Here is a 20,733-nt window from a genome sequence, read left to right as displayed (position 1 = left end):
TCGATGCAGACAGATGCTCAATATAAAATAACCCCGCAGGCGCCGATTCCTTCAGGCTTCGGCAAAGAAACAACCGCAGCGGAGGCGCTTGGCGGACGCGATCTCAGCGGTAAGACCGCCATCGTCACGGGAGGCTATTCCGGCCTTGGCCTGGAGACGGTCCGGATTCTGGCACAGGCGGGCGCGTCCGTGATCGTGCCCGCCCGTACGCCGGAAAAAGCCCGCGCCTCCCTCGACGGTATGCCCCGCGTGGAGCTGGAGACGATGGACTTGATGGACCCGGCTTCCATCGAAGCGTTTGCGAAGAAGTTTCTGGCTTCAGGCAGGTCGCTGGACATGCTTATTCTAAGCGCGGGCATCATGGCCGTTCCGCTTAGCCGCGATGCCAGAGGATATGAATCGCAGTTCGCCACCAATCATCTGGGACATTTCCAGCTGACGGCACAGCTTTGGCCTGCCTTGAAGCAGTCCGGGGACGCGCGGGTTGTAGCGGTTTCTTCACGGGCCCTCCGCTTCAGCGGCATCCAGTGGGACGATCCGAACTTCGAGCGCACGGCGTACGAGAAGTGGAAGGCCTACGGCCAATCCAAGTCGGCAAATGCGCTGTTCACCGTAGCATTCGAACCGGCGCGGATACACGCATGGCGTACGGGCCTTCTCAGTGCATCCCGGCACTATAGTAACAGACCTATCCCGTCATTTGTCGGACGACGAGATGCGGGCCCTGGGCGCCCTGGACGAGCAGGGACGGCGGGTCGCCTTCGAGAAGTCCCGCGAATTCAAAACCGTCGAGCAGGGGGCGGCTGCCAGCGTATGGTGTGCCGCCAGCGAGCAGCTGAACGGCAGGGGAGGCGTATACTGCGAGGATGCCGATATTGCGCCGGCTGTGCCGGCGGATGCCCCGCCGGGGCCGGGCGTACTGCCCTGGGCGATCGATCCGGAGCTCGCCGAGAGGTTATGGGTGCTCAGCGAGGAAATGACCGGTGTCAAGTTCAGCATCGAGCCCGGCTCGAAGCCGTCTGCTTAACCGGGCATTTCAAGCCAGTCCGGCGAGAGGCGAATCCGCACAACTATTTTTTAAGCAGGAACGGCCTCACTGGTTCAGGGCATTGCATTCCAGCGCCGCAGCGGGTAAAATTTATATAAATATCAAGAGGAGGCGGGACGATGAATATGCCTACGGCACCTTGGCCGGCCGCACGTTATTTCATCGTTCCGCCTCTTTTTCGAAACACTAAAGCCGATGCTGCTTTAGTGTTTTATTTTTATCCGTGTCCATGAATACATCGAGCCGGCGTTCCATATGCTTCAATACTTCAAACACTCGCGCAGAACGATGGCGAACCCTGAATCTTGTGGAGGTGCTTCCTTGAGCAGATATCGTAGAATTCTAGTCAAGCTGAGCGGCGGAGCCGTTGCCGGCAGCAGCGAATTCGGTTTTGAACCCGAGAGGCTGAACCATATTGCGAACGAAATTTTATCGGTCGTGGAAATGGGAGTGGAGGTTTCGATTGTCATTGGCGGCGGAAACATCTTCCGCGGCAATATGGCGGAGGAGTGGGGAATCGAACGGGCGGAAGCGGACAATATCGGCACGCTTGCGACTGTCATTAACAGCCTGATGCTCAGAGGAGTCTTGAAAGCCAAAACGGCGAGGGAAGTCCGGGTCATGTCGGCGATCCCGACAACCTCGGTAGCCGAGCCCTATATCCGACTGCGGGCCATGCACCATCTGGAGAAGGGATATATCGTTCTGTTTGCCGGGGGCAACGGGCAGCCTTATGTGACAACCGATTATCCCTCCGTCCAGCGGGCGATTGAAGTGAACTGCGAGGCGCTGCTCGTAGCGAAGCAGGGCGTGGACGGCGTCCTGACAGCCGACCCGAAGCTCGACCCGGCCGCCCGTAAATACAAGTCGCTGCACTATGACGACGTCATTGCCAATCAGCTGAAGGTGATGGATCAAAGCGCGTTTATTCTAGCGCGGGACTATAGTCTGCCTATCCATGTGTTTAATTTCGACCGTCCCGGCTCGATGAAAGATATTTGCCAAGGGAACGATCACGGGACGCTGATCAGCAAGCATTCGATCCTCGCCTATGAGTGAAGGTCGAACCAGCTCCACAACCGGACATCGCCAATTCTGAGGCTTGCTACCCAAGGCTCTGCCTTCAGCTTCAGCAGCTCCTTCGCCGGCCCGGTTACGACAACGCCGTACAGCTGAACGCCGTTCGCTTCGAGATAGCTGGCGCTCGCGTCGAGAGCGAGCCACGGGGCAAGGCGCTTGGCGACCGATGGATAAGCTTGCAGCACATGCAGCGTATCCAGAAAATTACGGTCGCGAACCGCCCCGTCGCCATACGCTTGAACGCCGGGCGAGGAGGAGCTTTCGGTCACGACGGTGCCTAGCCAGCCTTTTTTTTCCTCGGTATGGCTCACTACCTTCATATCCGCACGATGCCATAGGGGCATCGCGGGAAAGCCGGTCGGGTGCGCTACGATGCCCAAGTCATTCCCGCCGGCTTGTTCGCCGGTAAACGCGGCAAGCCACAGGGGCTGCAAATTTTTATCCTTGAAGCGCTGCAGCAGCTCATCGGTGGAAACCAGACGGTCCAGCGAGATGAAAGCTTCCGCGACGGTTCCCTCGGGCAGCTTGTCGAGCGTTTTCCAAGCTTGGCTGCTGTCCATAGACGGAGCCGAGCCGGGCAGCTGGAAGACGTAGAAACCATTGCCGCTGTTCGTATCGCCCCGCCATGCCGTCTGCTCCACGCCGGGATAGCCTAGCAGAAATTTTAGCTGCATGTCGCCGACGGTCGTCTGCGACGCTCCGATCGTTTTGGTCAACTGCCCCCGGTAGTCCATCGTAAAAAAAGCGCCCGAGCTGCTGGATCCGCTGACCGCCAGGTTGGGGCGGGTCACCGCGATAGCCGAAGCGACCGCATCCTGGTAGGCTCCGGCGCGGCCTCCGGTGCCGTAATAGAGGCTCGTAAGGATGGCGCTAAGCAGCGTCGCCCCGATCACGATGCCTATAGCCGTGAGCGCGGTATGCAGCCGCGCCTTCCATTTGCCTCTGCGCAGCAGGGCGGCTTCCTTCTGCGGCGGCCATGCCGAAGTACCTGCATGACCGGCGGCGTTCGCCCATGCAGGAGCTTCGCGAGGGCTTTCACCGTCGGCGGCTTCGACCTGCTGCGTCATCTCCAACTGTTCTTCAAGATAGGCCTGATAAGCCTCCAATTTGGCCAGCTCCTGCTCCATTTGCTCCTTGTCGCTGCCGTGCAGCCTGCCTTCCACATACGCCTGCAGCCGGCGCTTGAATTCCTCGCTCATTCCCGCTCCGTCCTTTCCTTCCGCTCTCTGACGCATTGTCTTGCGCGGAACAGCAGTATTTTGAAATGGGACAGCCGTACTCCCATAATGCCGGCGGCTTCCTGATAAGTGAAGCCGTGAAAATCATACAGCAGGATCGCCTGCTGCTGATTGGCCGGAAGACCGGCGATCGCGGTCCCGATACTCTCCCACAGCTCCTGCTGCAGCCACTGCTGCTCCGGCGTCCGACCGTCCGCAAGCCCGTGAAAAAATTCCGGCTGCGCCGGCACGCTGCGCTTCTCCTTCCGGTAGGAATCGATGAAGGCGTTGTAGGCGACGCGGAACAGCCAAGGCTTGATCTTGTCGTCCTTGCAGTGCTCCAGGTACAAATACGCCCGGTAAAACGTTTCCTGCACCAGATCCTCGGCAGTATGGCGATCCCGGCAGAGGGAGAGCAGATACCGGTACACGTCGTTTACATACATTTGATACATGCTGTCAAGCGAATGCCGTTTCATCTCTCCCCCCCTCACTCTATACACGTTTCAATCAGGGAAAAGTTACAGCTTTGACGAAAGACCGGCTTTATCGGATAAAAGGTTATGGCAATGTCAACTGCATATGAAGGTGTTGTAAATACTTCACTTCGAATGGCGCCCAGGCATAAAAAGTCCCCCAGTGCCGGGTGTTCCGACTGAACTCAGAGCTCAGACGATGCGGATTGCAGCAAATGCTCAATGAAGCTGTCCATAACGGCGGAGGCTCTTCGGTCCAAATTATGTGCGTAGTACACGTACCGCTTGAACGGGTTTTGCGGAATCGGGCGGAACGTCAGCTCGCCGCGCTCGACCTCGGAGGCGACCGCCAGACGGGATACGAACGATACGCTCTCTCCCAGCAGCACGGTCTGCTTGATCGCCTCCAGCGAATCGAGCTCGAGCTGCCCGTTCAGCTCAATCCGGTTGCTCTGAGCCCATTTCATTGTCATTTGCCGGGTGCTGGATTCCTGGCTGTGCAGGACGAACGGCACCTCTTCGAGCTGGTCAGGGAACAGCTGCGGCGAGCGCGCCAGCTTGTGCTGGGGGGAGCAGATAAGCACAAGCTCGTCCTCGCAAAAGGTTTCGCCCGCCAGCGGGGGCAGCTGGAACGGCTCGCAGGACATAATCCCGATATCGATCTCGTGGTTCAGCAGCATCTCCCTGATGACCGGTGCGGTTTTGACCACCATGGACAGGTGGATACGCGGGTAGCTCTTGGCAAAGCTGCTCAGCATCCGCGGCAAAATATAAGTGCCCGGCACATAGCTCGCTCCAAGCTTCAAGGAGCCTCGGCCCAGATGGTCGTACTCCTTTACAACCCGCTCAGCTTCCTGGGCCAGCGAATTGATTTTGACGGAGTAGTGATACAGCGACCGGCCGGCCTCGGTTAACAATACCCGCCCGGCACGCGACTCGAACAGCTGGACGCCGAGCTCCTGCTCCAAGGTTTTCATGTGAAAGGAGACGGTGGGCTGCTTGAGGTTCAGCGCTTCGGCGACTAACGTTATTTTCTTATGCTTTTCCAGCAGTTCTACGATTTGCAGCTTCAGCAGATTCATCAGGGGCAGCTCCTTGCCATGGATTAGATGTCGGGCGGTTCGGGCGGTTCATGCCGCAGCGGATCGCTTGGTTCAACCGTTAGGTTCCTGTTGCCGCTGCGGCTTGGAGCGGCCTTAGCGCTCCAAAGAAATGTGTAAGCCGCCGTCTTCCGTCTTTGGTCATTATAGATAAAATCTATAAAGATGAATAGATATCATTGATAAAATTAACAAAACATTTACGTGACGATAACACTTCGATGAAGGTTCCCTTCTAAACTGAAACTAGCATGACAGATAGGAAGGGACGCCAAATGGATTTAGTCATTCGAGGTTTGGAAAAAAAATTCGGGTCCACGCAAGCGCTGCATCCGACGGACCTGACCATCCGCAAGGGAAGCTTTACGACGCTGCTCGGCCCGTCGGGATGCGGCAAAACGACGCTGCTGCGGATGATCGCCGGTCTCGAAACCCCCGACCGGGGCGATATCCGGCTCGGGGAAGAGGTCATCTTCTCCAGCGCCCAAAGGCTGGAGAAGGCTCCCCGCCGCAGAGGCTTCGGCATGGTGTTCCAGGATTTCGCTCTGTGGCCGCATATGACCGTATTCGAGAACATTGCGTTCGGTCTGCGAGCGGCGGGCCGCTCCAAGGAGCTGAAAACCGCTGTCCAGGAAGCGGTGGAGATGGTCCGGCTGGAGGGAATGGAGCAGCGGTATCCTCACCAGCTGTCGGGCGGTCAGCAGCAGCGGGTCGCTTTTGCCAGAGCCGTTGTGACCAAGCCGCAGCTCGTGCTGTTTGACGAGCCGCTCAGCGCGCTGGATGCGATGCTGCGCGACGAGCTGCGGATGGAGCTGACGAGCCTGGTGCGGGGCATCGGGCTGACCGCGCTGTATGTTACGCATGACCAGCTGGAAGCGATGTCCATGTCGGATGAAATTATCGTCATGCAGGCGGGACGCGTCATCCAGGCAGGACGTCCGGAGGACATCTACCACCGTCCGTCCCACCCGTTCGTCGCCCGGTTTATCGGCAAGTCCAATTGGCTGGACCGGGACAAGGAAAGGCTTGTGATTCGTCCCGAGCAGATCCGCTGGGCGCACGGACCGGGAACGGATGCTTACAGAGGCTCCGTTCGCAGCATCAGCTATTTGGGGGACCGTTATGAAATTCAGCTGGATATGGGCAGTCTGGGCACGTGGACAGCGTATCACCGGGAGCGTATGCCTATTGGGCGGGAGCTTGAGATTTACGTAGCGAGAGAGGATATTCACGAAATTACGACACTCAGGGAGGCGGCAAATCAATGAAGATTAAAGGATTGAAGCAGGGGGCTTTATTATTGTTAACGGCGATGGTAGGTTTCGGGGCTGCAGGATGCGGTACGGCGGGTCCGGCCGACAAGACGGCAAGCTCAGCGGCGAACGGCGCTGCTCCGAAGGCGGAGCAGCCGGTGAAAGAGGTTAAGGCCGAGAACACCAAGGAAGACAAGAAGCTAAGCGGCAAGCTGGTCGTCTACAGCGCGGGTCCCAACGATTTGGCGGTAGCGATTCAAAAAGGCTATGAAGCCAAAACCGGTGTGAAAATCGAAATGTTCCAGGGCACGACAGGCAAAATTTTATCCCGGATGGAAGCGGAGAAGGCGAATCCCGTAGTCGACGTCGTGGTGCTTGCATCGCTGCCGTCCGCTCAAGGCTTGAAGCGGAGCGGCTTGACGATGGAATACAAGGAAGCGAAGAATGCGGACAAGCTGATTCCCGAATGGTCCGACAAGGACGGCAGCTTCTTCGGCTACAGCGCCTCGGCGCTTGGCATCGGCTTCAACACGAAGCTGGTACCGAATCCGCCGAAGGAATGGGCCGACCTGACCAAGGAAGAATGGAAGGGCAAGGTGAACATTCCCGACCCTGCGTTGTCCGGCTCTGCGCTTGATTTTGTAACAGGCTACTTGAGCGGTAAAGGGGACGCAGGCTGGGAGCTGCTGGAGCAGTATAAAAAGAACGGCATGGCCATGGCGGGCGCCAATCAGGAGGCACTGGATCCGATCATCACCGGAGCCAAAAGCATCGTGGCGGCAGGCGTCGACTACATGACGTACCAGGCCAAAGCGAAGGGCGAGCCGGTCGATATGATCTATCCGGCAAGCGGCACGGTTATCAGCCCGCGTCCGGCGGCGATTATCAAGACGACGAAAAATGCCGATGCCGCCAAGGCGTACATCGACTACTTGCTGTCCGACGAAGTGCAGAAGATGGTTGCCGACACGTACCTGCTGCCGGGCCGGAAGGATGTTCCGGCGAAGGATCGTCCGGGTGTAGATCAAATTCCGCAGATGAAAGTGGACTGGGCCTGGATGGACGCCAATGGCGATGCGGTGACGAAGAAGTTCAGCCAGCTGTTTAAATAAGCGATGCATTCACCTTTAAACAGATAGAGATGTGACAATCATGCAGACAACAACCTTGATTTCAGTGAAAAAGCTTGGGATGACGCTTGCCTTGTTAATTTTGGCGGTGCTGGTGGTCATCCCTCTTGTTTTAATTCTGCTGACAAGCGTGCAGACCGAAACGGGCTGGGATTGGCTCGCTCCGCTGCGCACGCTGATGAGCAGCAGCCTGGGCGAAGTGTTCCTGAATTCGATCGGGCTGGGGCTCGCCGTCGTGGCGGGAACGACCGTATTGGCGCTGCCGCTGGCGTGGATTTTATCGCGCACCGACTTGAAGCGGCATACGTGGCTGGACGTTGTGCTGCTGATTCCTTTCATGACGCCGCCCTACATCGGCTCGATGGGATGGATTCTGTTCATGCAGACCAACGGGTACATGGAGCAGCTGATTCCCGCTTCGGCGGCTTGGACCCAGGGCTTTTTCAGCTTGTTCGGGATGACCGCCATTATGAGCTTTCATTTGTTTCCTTTCCTGTATTTGATCCTGCGCAACGCGCTCGTTCAGATCGCGGGGAGCAAGGAGGAAGCGGCGAGCGTTCACGGGGGAACTTTCCTGTATACGTTCAGGCGTATTGTGATGCCGTTGTTATTGTCCAGTTATGCGATGGGAGCGCTGCTCATTTTCGTCAAAACGATAGCGGAGTTCGGAACTCCCGCCACGTTCGGGCGGAAAATCGGTTTTTACGTGCTTACCTCCGAGATTCACAAATATATTTCCAGCTGGCCGATCGATTTCGGGCAGGCGACCTCCTTGGCTTCGCTGCTGCTCGGCACCTGCCTTTTGATCTGGTATGTACAGACGGTGATCAGCCGGCGGTATACGTACGCGATGATCGGAGGGAAGGGGGTGCGAGTTACCGTGCTCCGCTTGACCGCATGGCAGCGGGCGCTGGCGTGGCTGTATGTGGCGGCGCTGCTGGGACTGTCTGTCGTCATTCCGTATTTCTCCATTATTACCGCCTCGCTGCTCAAGCTTCGCGGCGTAGGCCTTGCCTGGGGCAATTTTACGTTCCAATATTATATCGAGCTGCTGGCCTGGGGCTCCAGAAGCATGGAGGCGCTGCTGAACAGCTTGAGCCTTTCCTTGACGGCGGCGACGATTTCGGTCGTCCTGGGCACCTTCTTCGCGCTGATGATTCATCGTTCCCGCACCCGTTCGGAGCGGCTGACGGATTTGTTCAGCCTGCTGCCCAATACCGTGCCGGGGATCGTCATGGTGGTCGGACTGATTCTGCTCTGGAACGCGCCCTGGATGCCGGTCCGGCTCTATAACACGTACGGCATGGTGGTGCTGACCTATGTGGTCTTCTTCCTGCCTTACACGGTTCAATATGTCAAAGCGAATTTCGCGCAGCTGGACGCTTCGCTGTTTCAAGCGGGCAAAGTATTCGGCGGCAGCGGGTTCTATATCTTCCGGCGCATTCTGCTGCCGCTGATCCTCCCGGGCATGCTGGCCGGCTGGATGATGACCTTTACGATCTCGGTCCGAGAGCTGGTAGCTTCGCTGATGATCCTGCCTCCTTCGATGGAAACGAGCGCGACGTATATTTTCGCCCAGTTCGAGCAGGGCAAAGTATCGCTTGGGATGTCGATGGCGGTGGTCTCAGTCGGACTGACGACAATTCTGCTGCTCGGATTGAACAAGCTGCTGGAGAAGAGAACCATTGGCGGGCCTTAAATGCGGCCTGCCTGAAGCATATGCTAAGTTATGACAGGTGGAGTGTGAACGTATGCAAGCAACTGTGTGGGGCGGCGCCGGCGAGCATGGCCGCTCTTGCTATCTGATTGAACATCGCCAAACCCGTATTTTACTGGACTGCGGGGGAAAAAAAGAACAGGGGGGAATCTATCCCCTGTGTGAGGAAAGCATTGTGCGGCAGCTGGATGCGGTTTTTCTGTCGCATGCCCATGAAGATCATTCAATGGCACTGCCTTTATTATACCGGATGGGGTATGCCGGCAAAGTATGGACGACACGCGCGACGAAGCGGCAGCTGCCGGCTTACTTCGCGGCATGGAAGCAGTATGCCGCCGGTCAGCAGGCGGAGCTTCCTTATGAAGATAAAGATATCGATGCGATTTCCTTCGCCTACATCGATGACGCGGTGCGGCCGGGGGAATGGCTGGAGCTGTCTCCCGGCCTGAGCGTTGCTTGGGGCCGCAGCGGCCATCTGGCCGGCTCGGTCTGGTTCCTGTTCGACGTGGAGGGCGAGCGGGTCTTCTATTCCGGCGACTATACCGCGGAATCCGGCTTGCTGGAAGCCGATGCTCCCGCCGCGATGGTGCCGCTGCTGCCGGTGCTGCGGCCGTCCAAGCCATCGGCGCGATCCGGGACCAAGCCGTGCTTATCCATTGTCGAGGCCGCTTACGGAACGGACGAGGAAGAGCAGGAGGCGCTGCTGGACCGGCTGGAACGGCAAATCCGGGAGACGCTGCTGGAGAATGCCTGGGTGCTGCTGCCGGTGCCGACCTACGGGAGAGGGCAGGAGCTGATGGTATGGGCGCAGGAAACGTTCCCCGGAACGCCGCTGCTTGTGGAGCGGGAGCTGATGACCGCGCTCGGGGAGCTGCTCGCGCAGCAGGAGTGGCTGAAAGAGGGCGCCGCGGCAAGGCTCGAACGGTTCATGGCCAGCCCGCATATCCAGGCTGCAGCCGGCGAGACGGAACGTCAGGCTGCGATAGCGTCGGCGCCGGCCGGTATCATTTTCACGAACGACGGTATGATGCAGTCGGCAAAGTGCCGCCGTTATTACGAACTGCTGCGGGAGCAGGGCCGTTACGCCGTTATTTTGACCGGGCATTTGGCCCGGGGAAGCTTCGGGGAGCGGCTTTTGCAGGCGGAGCAGGAGCTGGAAAAGAGGAGCGGCAGCCGAACCGGGAGGAAAGCCTGGAGCTGAGCCAAGTGCCGAATCAAGAGCCGCACCCGGAGCGGTGCCAGGAACCGAACCGGGAGCAGCCCCGCAGCCAGGCGGAGCCCCAAGCCCGGAAACGGGACACCTCTCTCCAGCTGGAGCAGGGAACAGAGTCTGTCCCGAAGCAAGGGAAGCGCCGCGTGCACTTCGTCCGGTACAAGGTGCATCAGGGCCTGCCTGACGTCAGGCGGATGCTGGGCCTTGTGCAAAGCGGACATACGCTGCTCGTGCATGCGGGGAAGCGCCGGACGGATGCGCTGGTGGAAAAGCTGAGAAGCGAGGGGGCTGTGAACCTCCACTCGCTTGCGGCCGGAGACACGCTGAAGCTGCCTCTGTGAGGAGGGCTTCAGAACGCGGCCAAGCCGGAGCGCTGCGCATTTTCGGCTGCAGCGCAAGAACTTGCCGTGACTACCGATGTCCAAAGGAGCACAAAAAACTCGCCATTGCGGCGAGTTTTCTTTTTAATATCAAACCGGCTCCAAAACAACATTCCTGTTACTTTATCGATTATTCAATTGCGTTTTTCATAGCATTGTACATATTTTCAGCATGCGCATCGACTTCATCGCGTGACATGCGCAGGCGATTCACAGAAGAGCCGTATCCGATTTCCTGTTTTCCCTCTTCCAGTCCTTTGAAAATACCGTCCGCGAACGCGTCCAACGGCTCTCCCTGCGTATGCAGTCCCGCTCCGCCCAAATCGGTATTGACCGCCGGCGGCGCAACTTCAATGACTTCAACAGAGGTAGCGGAAAGCTGGTGTCTTAAACTCACGGTAAAGGAATGAAGCGCCGCTTTGGTTGCGGAATAAATCGGAGCAATCGCGAAAGGTGTAAAGGCTAGCCCCGAGGTCACGTTGATGATAGCCGCCGCTTCTTTTGCCGCAAAAAAAGGAGCGAACAGCATAGCAAGATGGAAAGGCGCTTCTATGTTGGTTGTGATTTCTTGATTGAAATAACTCCAATTGTTTTTCGCATCGGCTTTTAACACATTAAACCGCTGTTGAATCCCGGCATTGTTCACTAATACATTCACCTCGGGATAGTTGGCCGTTACCCAGTCGAACAAGGCTGTCCGCTCGGATTCGCTGTCCAAATTGCTTACACGAGTAATCAGGCTCGGGAACTTTTGTTTCGCATTTTGAAGCGCCTCCTCCCGTCGTCCGCAAACGATAACTTTATTTCCAGCTTGAATAAAGCGCTCCGCAAAAGCCAGACCTATCCCGGCGTTTCCGCCTGTAATAAGGATTGTATTTCCTGCAAGCTTCATGATCATTCTCCTCTTGTCCATGGTTTTGTTGATTCTCAGTAAGAACAGATTTATTATGGCTTATCCTTCTTTATTTCTTTCCCGAGCGCGGTTGTATAGCGTGTAATTTTGAAATCGATTCCTTTTAAGGATTCGGTCATCAGGGAAATTTCGGCCAGCACAGCTTGCTTGTGATTCTGCATCATGTCAAGGCGGAGCCGGGTTGTGCTTTCCCCCTCTACGATCCAGTCAATATACTGCTTGATCTCGCTTATGGGCATGTGCGTGTTTTTTAAACAAATGACGGTTTCCAGGAGCGCCATTTGGTTTTCCGAAAATAACCGCCTCCCGGCTTCGTCACGCTCGATTAGCGGCAGAAGTCCTTTTTTTTCGTAATAACGTAATGTGGATTCCGGAATATGGAACTTGGCTGACGCTTCGCTTATGGAACAATACTTCATCTGGAGGCCTCCAAATTGATCTTTCAATGCCGACAGGAATAGCATACGACTTAAACCATGGTTTAAGTCAATAGTAAATATTTTAGACCGTCAGAGAAATCAGCCATTTGGATCAAGCTGCATTGTCTTGTTCCCTGGCAAAGGAGCTGCAGCATCCCGCTTCATGCGATCAACGGTTCCTGTGCAATTCGCCATCAAAAAAATCCCCTCCAAGCAGACCGTCGTGCGCTTTCTTTTGCACTTGTCTGCTTGGAGGGGATCCTATCCTATCCTGCTCGGTTTCCCGGATCATGGCTGCCGCTTGTGTCTCTTATTGGGACAATTTACTTTTACAGCGCGTCAAGCAAATAATTGACGTGCTGCAATAGCTGCTGTCTGGCGGCTGCCGTCATTTTCCCTTTGGCCTCATCCTTATTGATGGCATCCTGCAGGTCGTTCAAATGCTTGACCGCCTGATCGGTATGGCCTTTCTCATGCTGCTTCTCCGCCGTAGACAGCTTGGCGTCCAGCGAATGGGCCTCGCCGTTGTTTTTAAACTGGCCGCTGCTGTCGAGCTGCGCAATCAAGCTGTGAACTGCGGTGAAGCTGGTGCTGAACGCGACTTCAAAGCTGACGCTTCGGTCTGCGGCATTGCCTGCCGCATCCTCGGCGTGAGCCTGCACCGTATGGGTGCCCAGTCCGATATCCTTGGCTTGTATGGTTTGACCGGAAGCAATCTCCTTACCGTCCAGCAGAAGCTTTTGCGAGACGATGCCGGATAACGCGTCGGATGCCTGCAGCTCAAACTGCAACGCTGCATCGTCAGTTACGCTGTGCACGGCTTGGCCGGATTCGGTCAAGGTGACCGCCGGCGCTGTTTTGTCCAGACGCACCGTTAACGATTGCGCCGGTTCCTCATTGCCGGAGGCATCGATGGAATAAAATTGCAGGCCGGTTGTTCCTTCCGAACCGAGAGTAAGGGGCGCGGTATACGCGGTCCAGGCTCCGCCGTTCGTTTGGACCCAGGTGGAAGCGACCCCTGTTCCTGTATCTTCGGCCGATAAGGTGACGGTCACATCCTCGCGGTACCATCCGGCATCGTTAGGTGCGCCGGATAAGGACGCAGCGGTCACCGGGGCTGTCGTATCGCCGGAGAAGTCGGCTAATCCGCGAGGCTTCAGCTGATACACGCCTTTGAAGATCGCCCCGGCTCCCCGCACCGTAACGACTTGACCTTCCTGATAGGGGAAGGTGTCGAGGGTTAGTCCCGTTCGGCCGTCGACCCGGACATGGTTGACGGCGGTGCCCGCAACCGCGTCAAATTCGAAGGAGCCTGCAGGCGTCGCGCTGATTACATTGCGGATGGTCACATTCGCCAATTCGAGCAACTGGCCCTGATTCTCTTCACTGACGGCAGCGGCAGATTTCACCGCAGGCAGCTCCAAGGTGCCTGTTTTGGCGATGGCAACCGGGGAAGCGAGCTCCAGCTCGGTATTGTAATGAGCGAGCGGAGCCGACACGGAAACCGTGTCTCCTTGATGGAAGCCGCTTTCGCTTTGGAACACATAGATGCCGCCAGTCGCATCCTGCAAGTAGAAGGCTTGTCCGCCGAACGCGCCCGGCTCGGTGGTCACGACGCCTTCGACTGTTACCAAGGTGTTGTCGGCTTTCGTCCGCGCTTCGGCGACGGAGATTTTATCCGGTACCGGCGGCTTGTCCTCAGGCAGCGGCTCCGCAGGCACATTGGCGAGAGTCACGGCTTCGGTTATAAGGTTGCTGCCGTTCTGTCTTAGACGCAGGCTGGCTGCACCGCTCGTACCCGGCTTGATCCGTATATCAAGATCCTTGTACGCATGGCCCAGACCGTCAGCCGTCAAGCTGAACGCGGAGCTGTAGCCATAAGCTGTGGGCCAGGTTCCGTCGGCATTCTGCACCTGCGCTACCTGGGTGCCGCCGGCCAGATAGATGCCTGCGCTGAAGCCGGACACCGTGCTGTAAGGCGGCAGATGATCCGCTGCGACGCGAATCTGAAAATTTTGCGCGTTCGGCAGCTGCGGCTGATGGACGAAGCTGTACGCTGCGGAGGCCGCTGCGGCAGGCCCGCCGTAGGAGCCGGCTTTGAAGGTGGAGGCATCCCACCATTTGTAGCCTGCTTCCGGAGCGGCCCAAGGCTCGGCTTGCGGCTCGGTGGAAGCTTCAGGCGCTTCGAACGGCAGCAGCGCTGTCGGCTGGTCAAGCTGCAGACCGCTGACGTCGCTCAGCTTGGTGTAGCTTTCTTCGGTGCTCAGCCAGTTGATGAGATTCACGAGCAGCCTTCCGTCATTCTGTTCCTTGAAGCCGTCATAAGTCGTCTTCTTCTGGCCGTTTTCTTCCCGCACATATTTAGGAGTGGCATCTTCCACAGGGGAGGAATCGCCGATAAATGCAGCTTTACCGAGCCCGGATTTGGAAATGGCCACATAAGGTCCTTCGGCTGTACCTCCGCCGTTATAGACGCCTTGATCGACCGCATTAGCCCAGGCTTCATTCGTCTGAGGCAGATAGACGATGCCCTTGGCGCGCGTCGGATCCAGAATTTCCAGGGTCGCCCCGGCATGCATAGCTACCGTGGATACGCCGCTAGTAATGCCCAGCGCTTGTTCAGGCGCAACGACCCGGTCCGTGATGATATCCCCGAGCGCGTTATAGCGGAATCGGACTCCGAAGTTCTCATTCAGCCAGTCGGAGCTGGCAACCCCCTGCATGGCGGCGGAATTGCGTTCCTCAGCGCTCATGCCTTTGGCTGGATCTTCCCACGCGCCTCTGCGGTAGCCGTTCATCACCTCGGAAGCGTCCCAGCGGTTTTTGTTGCGGTCGGCATTATAATGGTCGGCGATGAAAAAAATGCTGCCGCCGTTCTGAACATACTGCTGCATGGCTGTCTGCTCGGACGTCTTGTAAGGAATGTTCGCTTCTCCGATGACGAACACATCATAGCCCTGCAAGTCGTCCAGCGTGATGGGCGCCGCTTTGCGCAGCTCTTTCACATAGTAGCCGTCGTCGGCCAAGGCATTGCCGAAGTCGGAAAAACCGCCGTCGATCACCCAGTCCGCCGCGCCGGCCGTCTGCCCGTGCGTGTTGTCGAACAAAATCTTTTTACCGGCATGCTCGTTGACTATCCTGGGATTGATGAAAGGGGCGGGATCGCTTGGGCCTTCGGCCAAGGCTGCCGGAGGTCCGCCGGTAAGGGAGGCTTGTACAGGAAAGGCGAGAGCAAGAGCAAGTGCCGTCCGGATCAGTGCTGCTTTCCAATTCAGTGGTTTCCTCATCTGATTCCTCCATCTATTGAGAAAGTATAAAATGACACCCCAAGTTTATCATGAACGAGGTGTAAGGAATGATAAACTTTGGTAAAAATAGGGACTTTGGACTAGCAAGAACAGCAAAATGAGCGGGAAGGCTCATAGCCGCATCCGATAATGAAAAAAGTTTCCCGGGCCTCTGCCTGCCCTATGCTGTGCAGTAATCAAAGGATCTGCTACCTTGTTTTCATATCCTGGTACTGGCCTTCTGGTTGCGGTAATTCAACTGCTCGATTTTTTCGACGGCCAATTCGATTTCGTTATCCACCATCGTTCACTCCCCTTTGATTTGCTGCATGCTACCATACTCATTCGGGGCGGCGGCCGTATTTCAGGCTTAAGCACAGCGGACAGGCAAAAAAAGACCTGCGCCTCCTCTAAAACAGGAGAAGCAGGTCAGGCTTACATTCGGGCGATGCTATGGCGAGGCTGCCGGAGGTCACTGAAAAACTTACGGGGGGTACGGAAATGTTCTGTAGAAGCGTAAGCGTTCGCCTTTGTCCCTGGATTTCAACCGCTATAAGCGGAATATAATCAGAGAAATACAGGGACAACAGCGATCGGAAGAATATTCCGTACTCGCAGCAATGACTTTTTCAACGGCCTCGGCTGCCGTGCGGTGCTTTTTACAGCAGCAGCATACCGGCAAGGCCGCAAGCGATCCCGAGCAGGATGACCGCGAAGCCGACGAAGAACAGCACCCGTCTGGGGAACGACTTCGAGATCATCAGCAGCGACGGGAGGCTGACTGCGGGAAGCGTCAGCAGCAGCGCGGAAGCGGGGCCGGTACCGAGTCCGAAGGACATCATCGTTTGAACGATCGGAATTTCCCCGGCCGTCGGAATGACGAACAAGGTTCCTGCGACGGCAAAGCCGAGAATGGCCAGCAGGCCGCCCGCACCGGCTTCGCCGATCGCCGGGAACAGCCAGGCTCTGGCGGCGCCCAGCAGCAGCACGGCAATCACATAAGCCGGAACGATGTGAAGGATCATGCTCCAGGCGCTTTGCAGCCAGCGGCTCAGCAGGGAACCGGAGGGTAATTTGCTTTGCTCCTCGACGAGCCGGTCCGATTTGTGCCGGCGGCATCGTCCGATCGGCGAAGCGGTTCGCGAAATAGCTGACCCCGAAGGTCAAGATCAATCCGAATACGAGGCGAAGCAGCGTAAATTTCCATGACAGCACGAAGGTCATGAAAATGAGCGTCGCCGGGTTCAGCGTCGGATTGCCCAGCCAGAAGGCGAGGCTGGCGCCGACCGATACGTTCCTTTTGCGTAAGCCTACCGCCAGCGGAGCCGCGCAGCAGGTACACATCATGCCGGGGAGGGAAGCGACTCCCGCCAGAGCGGTGCTTTTAAAATTGCTATTGCCCAGAACGCGCAGCAGCCAGGCGGAGGGAATCAGCACCTGCACCAGCGAGCCGAGCACGATCCCGAGGACGGCGGCTTTCCAGACGGACGTATAGTAAGCTTTGGCATATTCCCAGGCGCTGTTCCATGAAGGGCCGGGCGCAAAGGGATTCGTGCCGGAAACGATGGAAGCGCCTATGGAATGCTTGGCGGCTGCGTCGAATGCCTTATGGTAGTAAGGAACCCATTTGACATAGGTTAAGCCGGCAATGGCGACGATCAGAAAAATAGCGGCATAAAGCACCAGCCTTGCTTTGCTGTGAACCGGTTCTTGATTCGATGCGGCATTGTATTGAGACATACATTCCTCCAAAGGACGATAATGGATTTCAAAGCTTGCACGATTAGAGACAGATTCCATTATAACACGAGCCGGCCGTAGAGAAAGCTGTAAACCGTCCGCGTAATACAAGCTAAAAATTCCATTCTTATCGCTTCAGTATTATAATGATATTGTTTCTCTACAAAAGGAAATAATGAAATTTATATAATAGAAAGGAAATGATTCCAAATGGCATCCGCCGAAAAAATTAAATTGACCTCTTACTCCACCAAAGGAGGCTGCGGCTGCAAAATCGGGCCTGCGGACCTCAGCCAGGTAATCCGCAGTCTTCCGGCAGCCGTGCCGAACCCGAATCTTCTGGTCGGAATCGATACCAGCGACGATGCTGGAGTATACAAGCTGAACGACGAGCTGGCACTCGTGCAAACCGTCGATTTTTTTACTCCGATTGTGGACGACCCGTACGCTTTCGGGCAAATTGCCGCCGCCAATGCAATCAGCGATATTTATGCGATGGGAGGGACGCCGCTGACGGCTTTGAACATTGTTGCCTTTCCGATCAAAACGCTGGACAAGCAGGTGCTGGCGGACATATTGCGGGGCGCGGGCGACAAGCTGAAGGAAGCGGGCATTACGCTAGTCGGCGGCCATTCGATCGACGACAATGAGCCCAAGTTCGGACTGGCGGTCACGGGGCTCATTCACCCGGATCAGGTGCGGACCAATGCCGGCTCGAAGCCGGGCGACAAGCTTATTCTAACCAAACCGATCGGAGTGGGCATCCTGACCACCTCGATCAAGAAGGACAAGCTGAACGAGGCCGAGGTAGATCGGGTGACCGCGGTCATGGCCGCGCTGAACAAAACGCCGGCGCAATTGATGTCGGCGTATGAGGTGCACGCGTGCACGGACGTGACAGGCTTCGGGCTGCTGGGGCACGGCTCCGAGATGGCCAAGGGCAGCCAGGTCGGACTGCGCCTGTTCAGCAGCGAGGTGCCGATCCTGCCGCGTGTCCGGGAGCTGGCGGAGGAAGGCTTCGTCCCGGGCGGAACCAAAAATAATTTTGCACACCTGCAGGGCTCCGTCACCTTCCCTGAGACGATGGATCAGATCGATCAATGGATCCTCTGCGATGCGGTTACTTCCGGCGGTCTGCTCATTTCCGTCGCCGGAGATCAGGCGGAGAAACTGCTGGGCGAATTGCGTGAAGCGGGAGTGGAGGCAGCCCTTATCGGAGAGGCCGTTTCGGAGCATCCGGGTCACATCACGGTTATTTAAAAGGGAGCGAATCGCATTGTTTCAAGATATCAACGTAGAGGAACTGCTGGAGCTTCGCAACCGTGGCAAGGTGACGCTGATTGATGTCAGATCTCCGTCCGAATATACGGATTTCACGATTCCGGGCAGCAGGAACATTCCTTTTTTTGACGATGAGGAACGCGCGGAAATCGGGACGATTTACAAGCAGGTCAGTGTTCAGGCAGCCAAAGAAAGAGGCTTGGAGCTGATTTCGGCCAAGCTGCCTGCTTTTATCAAGACGTTCCAGCAGATTGAAGGGCCCAAAGCCGTGTTCTGCTGGCGCGGCGGGATGCGAAGCAAAACAACGGCGACACTGCTGTCGCTGATGGGTATCCGGGTGCATCGGCTGAGCGGAGGCATCCGTGAATACCGCCGCTGGGTGGTTCATACGCTGGAGCATTTCAAGCTCCACTCCCAGGGCTATGTCATTAACGGCTTGACCGGGACGGGTAAAACGCTGATCCTGCACTCGCTTAAGGAGCAGGGCTATCCTGTGCTCGATCTGGAAGCGCTGGCCGGACACCGGGGATCGATTTTCGGAGGCATCGGTCTGAGAGCGCACAACCAGAAAACGTTCGAGTCGCTGCTCCTGGAGGAGCTAATCCGGATAGGCGATGCGCCTTATGTCCTTCTGGAGGGCGAGAGCAAACGGATCGGTAAAGCGGTCATACCGGACTTTATCATGGACGTCAAGGAAGCCGGCGTACAGCTTTTTATCGATCTTCCGATAGAGGAGCGGGTCAAGCATATCCTGGAGGATTACAAGCCGTGGGAGCACAAGGAGGCCTGCCTCCAGGCATTCCGGCACATCCATAAGCGGATTCATACGCCGATTGCGAAGGAAATTGAGACGCATCTGCTGGAGGACCGTTTCGCCGAAGCGGTGAAGCTGCTGCTGGAGCATTATTATGATCCGCGGTACGATCATGCCACCCGGCAGTACAGCACCGATCCGGTTATCATCCAAGCAGCGAGCCTGCCGGAAGCGATGGAGGCGGTGAAAGGGCAGCTCGGCGCCATGTCTCTCTCTTTGCAGCAATAAACAAGGCCTGACCCGTACGAGACACGAGCTTTATCGGTCTTGTGCGGGTCAGGCCTTTGTAAATTGTTGAAGTCACGGCCCGGTTTGGTTGCAGCTCCCTATCCGAGCTCTTCCCCAGGCATGGATGTGCGGGTTACGACAAGGACACCGCCAAGCGTTCGCGAGCGGTACCGCTGCTTGATCTCACGCTGCGCTGTGGGCCAAGTTCTGCAGCCGTGCCGTAGGAATAGGACACCGCTAATAAGTCATTTCCGTGTTCTTCGGACGCCCGCTGAGCTGAAGGAATCCGAGGATCAGCAGCATAATCAGTCCTTGAACGACGATGGCCATCGAGATGGACAGCCCCTGATCTACGACGAAATAGTAGAGACCGGAGCCGATCAGCATCAAGCTGTTTTCTACAAAATTTTGTACGGCGATCGTTTTGCCGGAGCCCACGAGCGTCAGTCCTTCCTCCTGAAGCACGGTATTCATCGGGACGATGAAGATGCCTCCCATGCAGCCGACTGCCAGAAGCAGTGCAATCGCAATGGCCGTTTGATGCACCCAAGGAAAGATGAAGATCAGGATCAGCATGCCGAAGCCGTACAGAATCGCTTTGTGAAAACGGCTCAGCTGAATGAGCTTCGGCGCCAGGAAGGCTCCGATGACAATACCGATGGAAGTGGTAGCCAGAATGAGTGAAACGCTGAAATCGTCCGGGCTGAAGCCGAGCGCCAGCGGAATCCAGGCCAGCACCGCCGTTCTCAGCACAGCTGAGCTCATCCAGAAAGCGCCCGTTCCGATTAAGGAGAATCGCGTTTTAGGCCCGTTCATTAGCAGGGCGAAGCTTGTGAAAAACTGCACGGCTTCCCGGGTGTAGCGGATGGACGGATTGCCCGGCATGCGGGGAATGAAGAAAGTCATTCCCAGGGATAAAGCGTACATCCCCGCACACAGGAGGACGGCCTGCACGGTGGAGCTCACCGAGACGAGCGCGCCGCCCCCGCCGATCCCGGTCAGGATGGCTAGAATCGTGTACGCTTCGATTCTCGCATTTGCCTGAAATAATTGCTCCGGGCTGCCTGTCAGCTCGGGCAGAATGCCGTACTTGGCCGGGGAATAGACGACCGCTCCGACGCCTACGGTAAAGTAGCACAGCATCAGCATAGCGATGCTGGCGGCATCTATGAACAGGAGCGCTCCGATGCCAAGCAGTTTAATGAGATTGCCGATGACCAGTACGGTTGATTTCGGCAGCTTATCGGCGACTGGCCCTACGAACGGGGCCAGCAGAATATAAGGAAGGAAGAAGGCCATGGTGACCAGCGCCAGCGACTCTGGGGAGAAGCCGTTGCGCGTTAGCAGGCTCGATATGACAAACAACGACATATTGTCGGCGAAAGCGGATAAAAATTGGGTGATATATAAAGCGTTCAAGGCGCTTAGTTTCATCCT

Annotated in this window: 16 protein-coding genes and 1 pseudogene; 9 read left to right on the top strand and 8 right to left on the bottom strand. The window is 56.7% G+C overall.

The features are described from left to right. Positions 1–3: 3 nt before the first annotated feature. Complete coding sequence (locus ACHHV8_RS27120; protein ID WP_395162473.1) at positions 4–1,146, top strand: SDR family NAD(P)-dependent oxidoreductase; 1,143 nt, start codon at positions 4–6, stop codon at positions 1,144–1,146. A 223-nt stretch (positions 1,147–1,369) separates the two neighbouring features. Next, a complete protein-coding gene (pyrH, locus tag ACHHV8_RS27115; protein WP_395162472.1) occupies positions 1,370–2,107 on the top strand; it encodes a UMP kinase in 738 nt (245 codons plus the stop codon). On the opposite strand, the gene ACHHV8_RS27110 is transcribed toward pyrH, so the two are convergent. The 3 genes from ACHHV8_RS27110 to ACHHV8_RS27100 form a co-directional block, all read right to left on the bottom strand. After that, positions 2,098–3,327: an anti sigma factor C-terminal domain-containing protein gene (locus ACHHV8_RS27110; RefSeq protein ID WP_395162471.1), complete on the bottom strand. Its 1,230-nt coding sequence runs from the start codon at positions 3,325–3,327 to the stop codon at positions 2,098–2,100. The two genes, pyrH and ACHHV8_RS27110, sit on opposite strands and share 10 nt — an antisense overlap. Further along, a complete protein-coding gene (locus ACHHV8_RS27105) occupies positions 3,324–3,824 on the bottom strand; it encodes a sigma-70 family RNA polymerase sigma factor (protein ID WP_395162470.1) in 501 nt (166 codons plus the stop codon). The genes ACHHV8_RS27110 and ACHHV8_RS27105 overlap by 4 nt, the downstream gene beginning before the upstream one ends. Positions 3,825–4,006: 182 nt before the next feature. Next, positions 4,007–4,903, bottom strand: a complete 897-nt coding sequence (locus tag ACHHV8_RS27100) for a LysR substrate-binding domain-containing protein (protein ID WP_395162469.1) — start codon at positions 4,901–4,903, stop codon at positions 4,007–4,009. Positions 4,904–5,196: 293 nt separating this feature from the next. Here ACHHV8_RS27100 and ACHHV8_RS27095 point away from each other — a divergent pair, with 293 nt between their 5' ends. Genes ACHHV8_RS27095 through ACHHV8_RS27075 form a run of 5 tightly spaced genes read left to right on the top strand, consistent with a single transcriptional unit; the run spans position 5,197 to position 10,575 of the window. Continuing rightward, the gene (locus tag ACHHV8_RS27095; RefSeq protein ID WP_395162468.1) at positions 5,197–6,189 is read left to right on the top strand and encodes an ABC transporter ATP-binding protein; all 993 of its coding nucleotides are present in this window, start codon (positions 5,197–5,199) and stop codon (positions 6,187–6,189) included. Beyond that, a complete protein-coding gene (locus ACHHV8_RS27090) occupies positions 6,186–7,286 on the top strand; it encodes an ABC transporter substrate-binding protein (protein ID WP_395162467.1) in 1,101 nt (366 codons plus the stop codon). Before ACHHV8_RS27095 ends, ACHHV8_RS27090 begins: the two co-directional genes overlap by 4 nt. Before the next feature lie 40 nt (positions 7,287–7,326). After that, complete coding sequence (locus ACHHV8_RS27085) at positions 7,327–9,003, top strand: ABC transporter permease (protein WP_395162466.1); 1,677 nt, start codon at positions 7,327–7,329, stop codon at positions 9,001–9,003. 52 nt (positions 9,004–9,055) lie between these two features. Further along, positions 9,056–10,222: an MBL fold metallo-hydrolase gene (locus ACHHV8_RS27080; RefSeq protein WP_395162465.1), complete on the top strand. Its 1,167-nt coding sequence runs from the start codon at positions 9,056–9,058 to the stop codon at positions 10,220–10,222. Positions 10,223–10,227: 5 nt separating this feature from the next. Next, complete coding sequence (locus ACHHV8_RS27075; protein WP_395162464.1) at positions 10,228–10,575, top strand: hypothetical protein; 348 nt, start codon at positions 10,228–10,230, stop codon at positions 10,573–10,575. A gap of 169 nt (positions 10,576–10,744) precedes the next feature. On the opposite strand, the gene ACHHV8_RS27070 is transcribed toward ACHHV8_RS27075, so the two are convergent. The 4 genes and pseudogenes from ACHHV8_RS27070 to ACHHV8_RS27055 all read right to left on the bottom strand — a co-directional run bounded on the left by ACHHV8_RS27070 (position 10,745) and on the right by ACHHV8_RS27055 (position 16,973). Then, positions 10,745–11,506 (bottom strand): SDR family oxidoreductase, encoded by a 762-nt coding sequence (locus ACHHV8_RS27070; protein WP_395162463.1) that lies wholly within the window; start codon positions 11,504–11,506, stop codon positions 10,745–10,747. Positions 11,507–11,559: 53 nt separating this feature from the next. Continuing rightward, positions 11,560–11,946 carry a MerR family transcriptional regulator gene (locus ACHHV8_RS27065; RefSeq protein ID WP_395162462.1) on the bottom strand — a complete coding sequence of 129 codons (387 nt, stop codon included), beginning with the start codon at positions 11,944–11,946 and terminating at the stop codon, positions 11,560–11,562. A gap of 329 nt (positions 11,947–12,275) precedes the next feature. Then, on the bottom strand, positions 12,276–15,233 hold the full coding sequence (locus tag ACHHV8_RS27060) for an OmpL47-type beta-barrel domain-containing protein (RefSeq protein WP_395162461.1): 2,958 nt from the start codon (positions 15,231–15,233) through the stop codon (positions 12,276–12,278). Between the two features lie 659 nt (positions 15,234–15,892). Further along, positions 15,893–16,973, bottom strand: a pseudogene (locus tag ACHHV8_RS27055) (permease). 210 nt (positions 16,974–17,183) lie between these two features. Here ACHHV8_RS27055 and selD point away from each other — a divergent pair. Together selD and mnmH are read left to right on the top strand one after the other, a co-directional pair. Next, on the top strand, positions 17,184–18,233 hold the full coding sequence (gene selD, locus ACHHV8_RS27050) for a selenide, water dikinase SelD (protein ID WP_395162460.1): 1,050 nt from the start codon (positions 17,184–17,186) through the stop codon (positions 18,231–18,233). A 16-nt stretch (positions 18,234–18,249) separates the two neighbouring features. Continuing rightward, the gene (gene mnmH, locus ACHHV8_RS27045; RefSeq protein WP_395162459.1) at positions 18,250–19,296 is read left to right on the top strand and encodes a tRNA 2-selenouridine(34) synthase MnmH; all 1,047 of its coding nucleotides are present in this window, start codon (positions 18,250–18,252) and stop codon (positions 19,294–19,296) included. 237 nt (positions 19,297–19,533) lie between these two features. Here mnmH and lplT read toward each other — a convergent pair whose 3' ends face one another. Further along, entirely contained in the window at positions 19,534–20,730 is a 1,197-nt protein-coding gene (gene lplT / locus ACHHV8_RS27040) for a lysophospholipid transporter LplT (RefSeq protein WP_395162458.1), read from the bottom strand. Between the last annotated feature and the right edge of the window lie 3 nt (positions 20,731–20,733).

Source organism: Paenibacillus sp. TAB_01 (assembly GCF_043945595.1).
Lineage (GTDB): Bacteria > Bacillota > Bacilli > Paenibacillales > NBRC-103111 > Paenibacillus_S.
The sequence above is the reverse complement of the archived record's forward strand: the minus strand, read 5'-3'. Positions and strand labels throughout refer to the sequence as shown.

Bases quoted from the DNA above. Each gene is read 5' to 3' on its own strand.
- ACHHV8_RS27110 (WP_395162471.1), bottom strand. From the start codon at position 3,327: ATGAGCGAGGAATTCAAGCGCCGGCTGCAGGCGTATGTGGAAGGCAGG.
- ACHHV8_RS27095 (WP_395162468.1), top strand. From the start codon at position 5,197: ATGGATTTAGTCATTCGAGGTTTGGAAAAAAAATTCGGGTCCACGCAA.
- selD (WP_395162460.1), top strand. From the start codon at position 17,184: ATGGCATCCGCCGAAAAAATTAAATTGACCTCTTACTCCACCAAAGGA.
- ACHHV8_RS27080 (WP_395162465.1), top strand. From the start codon at position 9,056: ATGCAAGCAACTGTGTGGGGCGGCGCCGGCGAGCATGGCCGCTCTTGC.
- ACHHV8_RS27085 (WP_395162466.1), top strand. From the start codon at position 7,327: ATGCAGACAACAACCTTGATTTCAGTGAAAAAGCTTGGGATGACGCTT.
- ACHHV8_RS27090 (WP_395162467.1), top strand. From the start codon at position 6,186: ATGAAGATTAAAGGATTGAAGCAGGGGGCTTTATTATTGTTAACGGCG.
- ACHHV8_RS27105 (WP_395162470.1), bottom strand. From the start codon at position 3,824: ATGAAACGGCATTCGCTTGACAGCATGTATCAAATGTATGTAAACGAC.
- ACHHV8_RS27070 (WP_395162463.1), bottom strand. From the start codon at position 11,506: ATGAAGCTTGCAGGAAATACAATCCTTATTACAGGCGGAAACGCCGGG.
- ACHHV8_RS27065 (WP_395162462.1), bottom strand. From the start codon at position 11,946: ATGAAGTATTGTTCCATAAGCGAAGCGTCAGCCAAGTTCCATATTCCG.
- ACHHV8_RS27120 (WP_395162473.1), top strand. From the start codon at position 4: ATGCAGACAGATGCTCAATATAAAATAACCCCGCAGGCGCCGATTCCT.
- lplT (WP_395162458.1), bottom strand. From the start codon at position 20,730: ATGAAACTAAGCGCCTTGAACGCTTTATATATCACCCAATTTTTATCC.
- ACHHV8_RS27100 (WP_395162469.1), bottom strand. From the start codon at position 4,903: ATGAATCTGCTGAAGCTGCAAATCGTAGAACTGCTGGAAAAGCATAAG.
- ACHHV8_RS27060 (WP_395162461.1), bottom strand. From the start codon at position 15,233: ATGAGGAAACCACTGAATTGGAAAGCAGCACTGATCCGGACGGCACTT.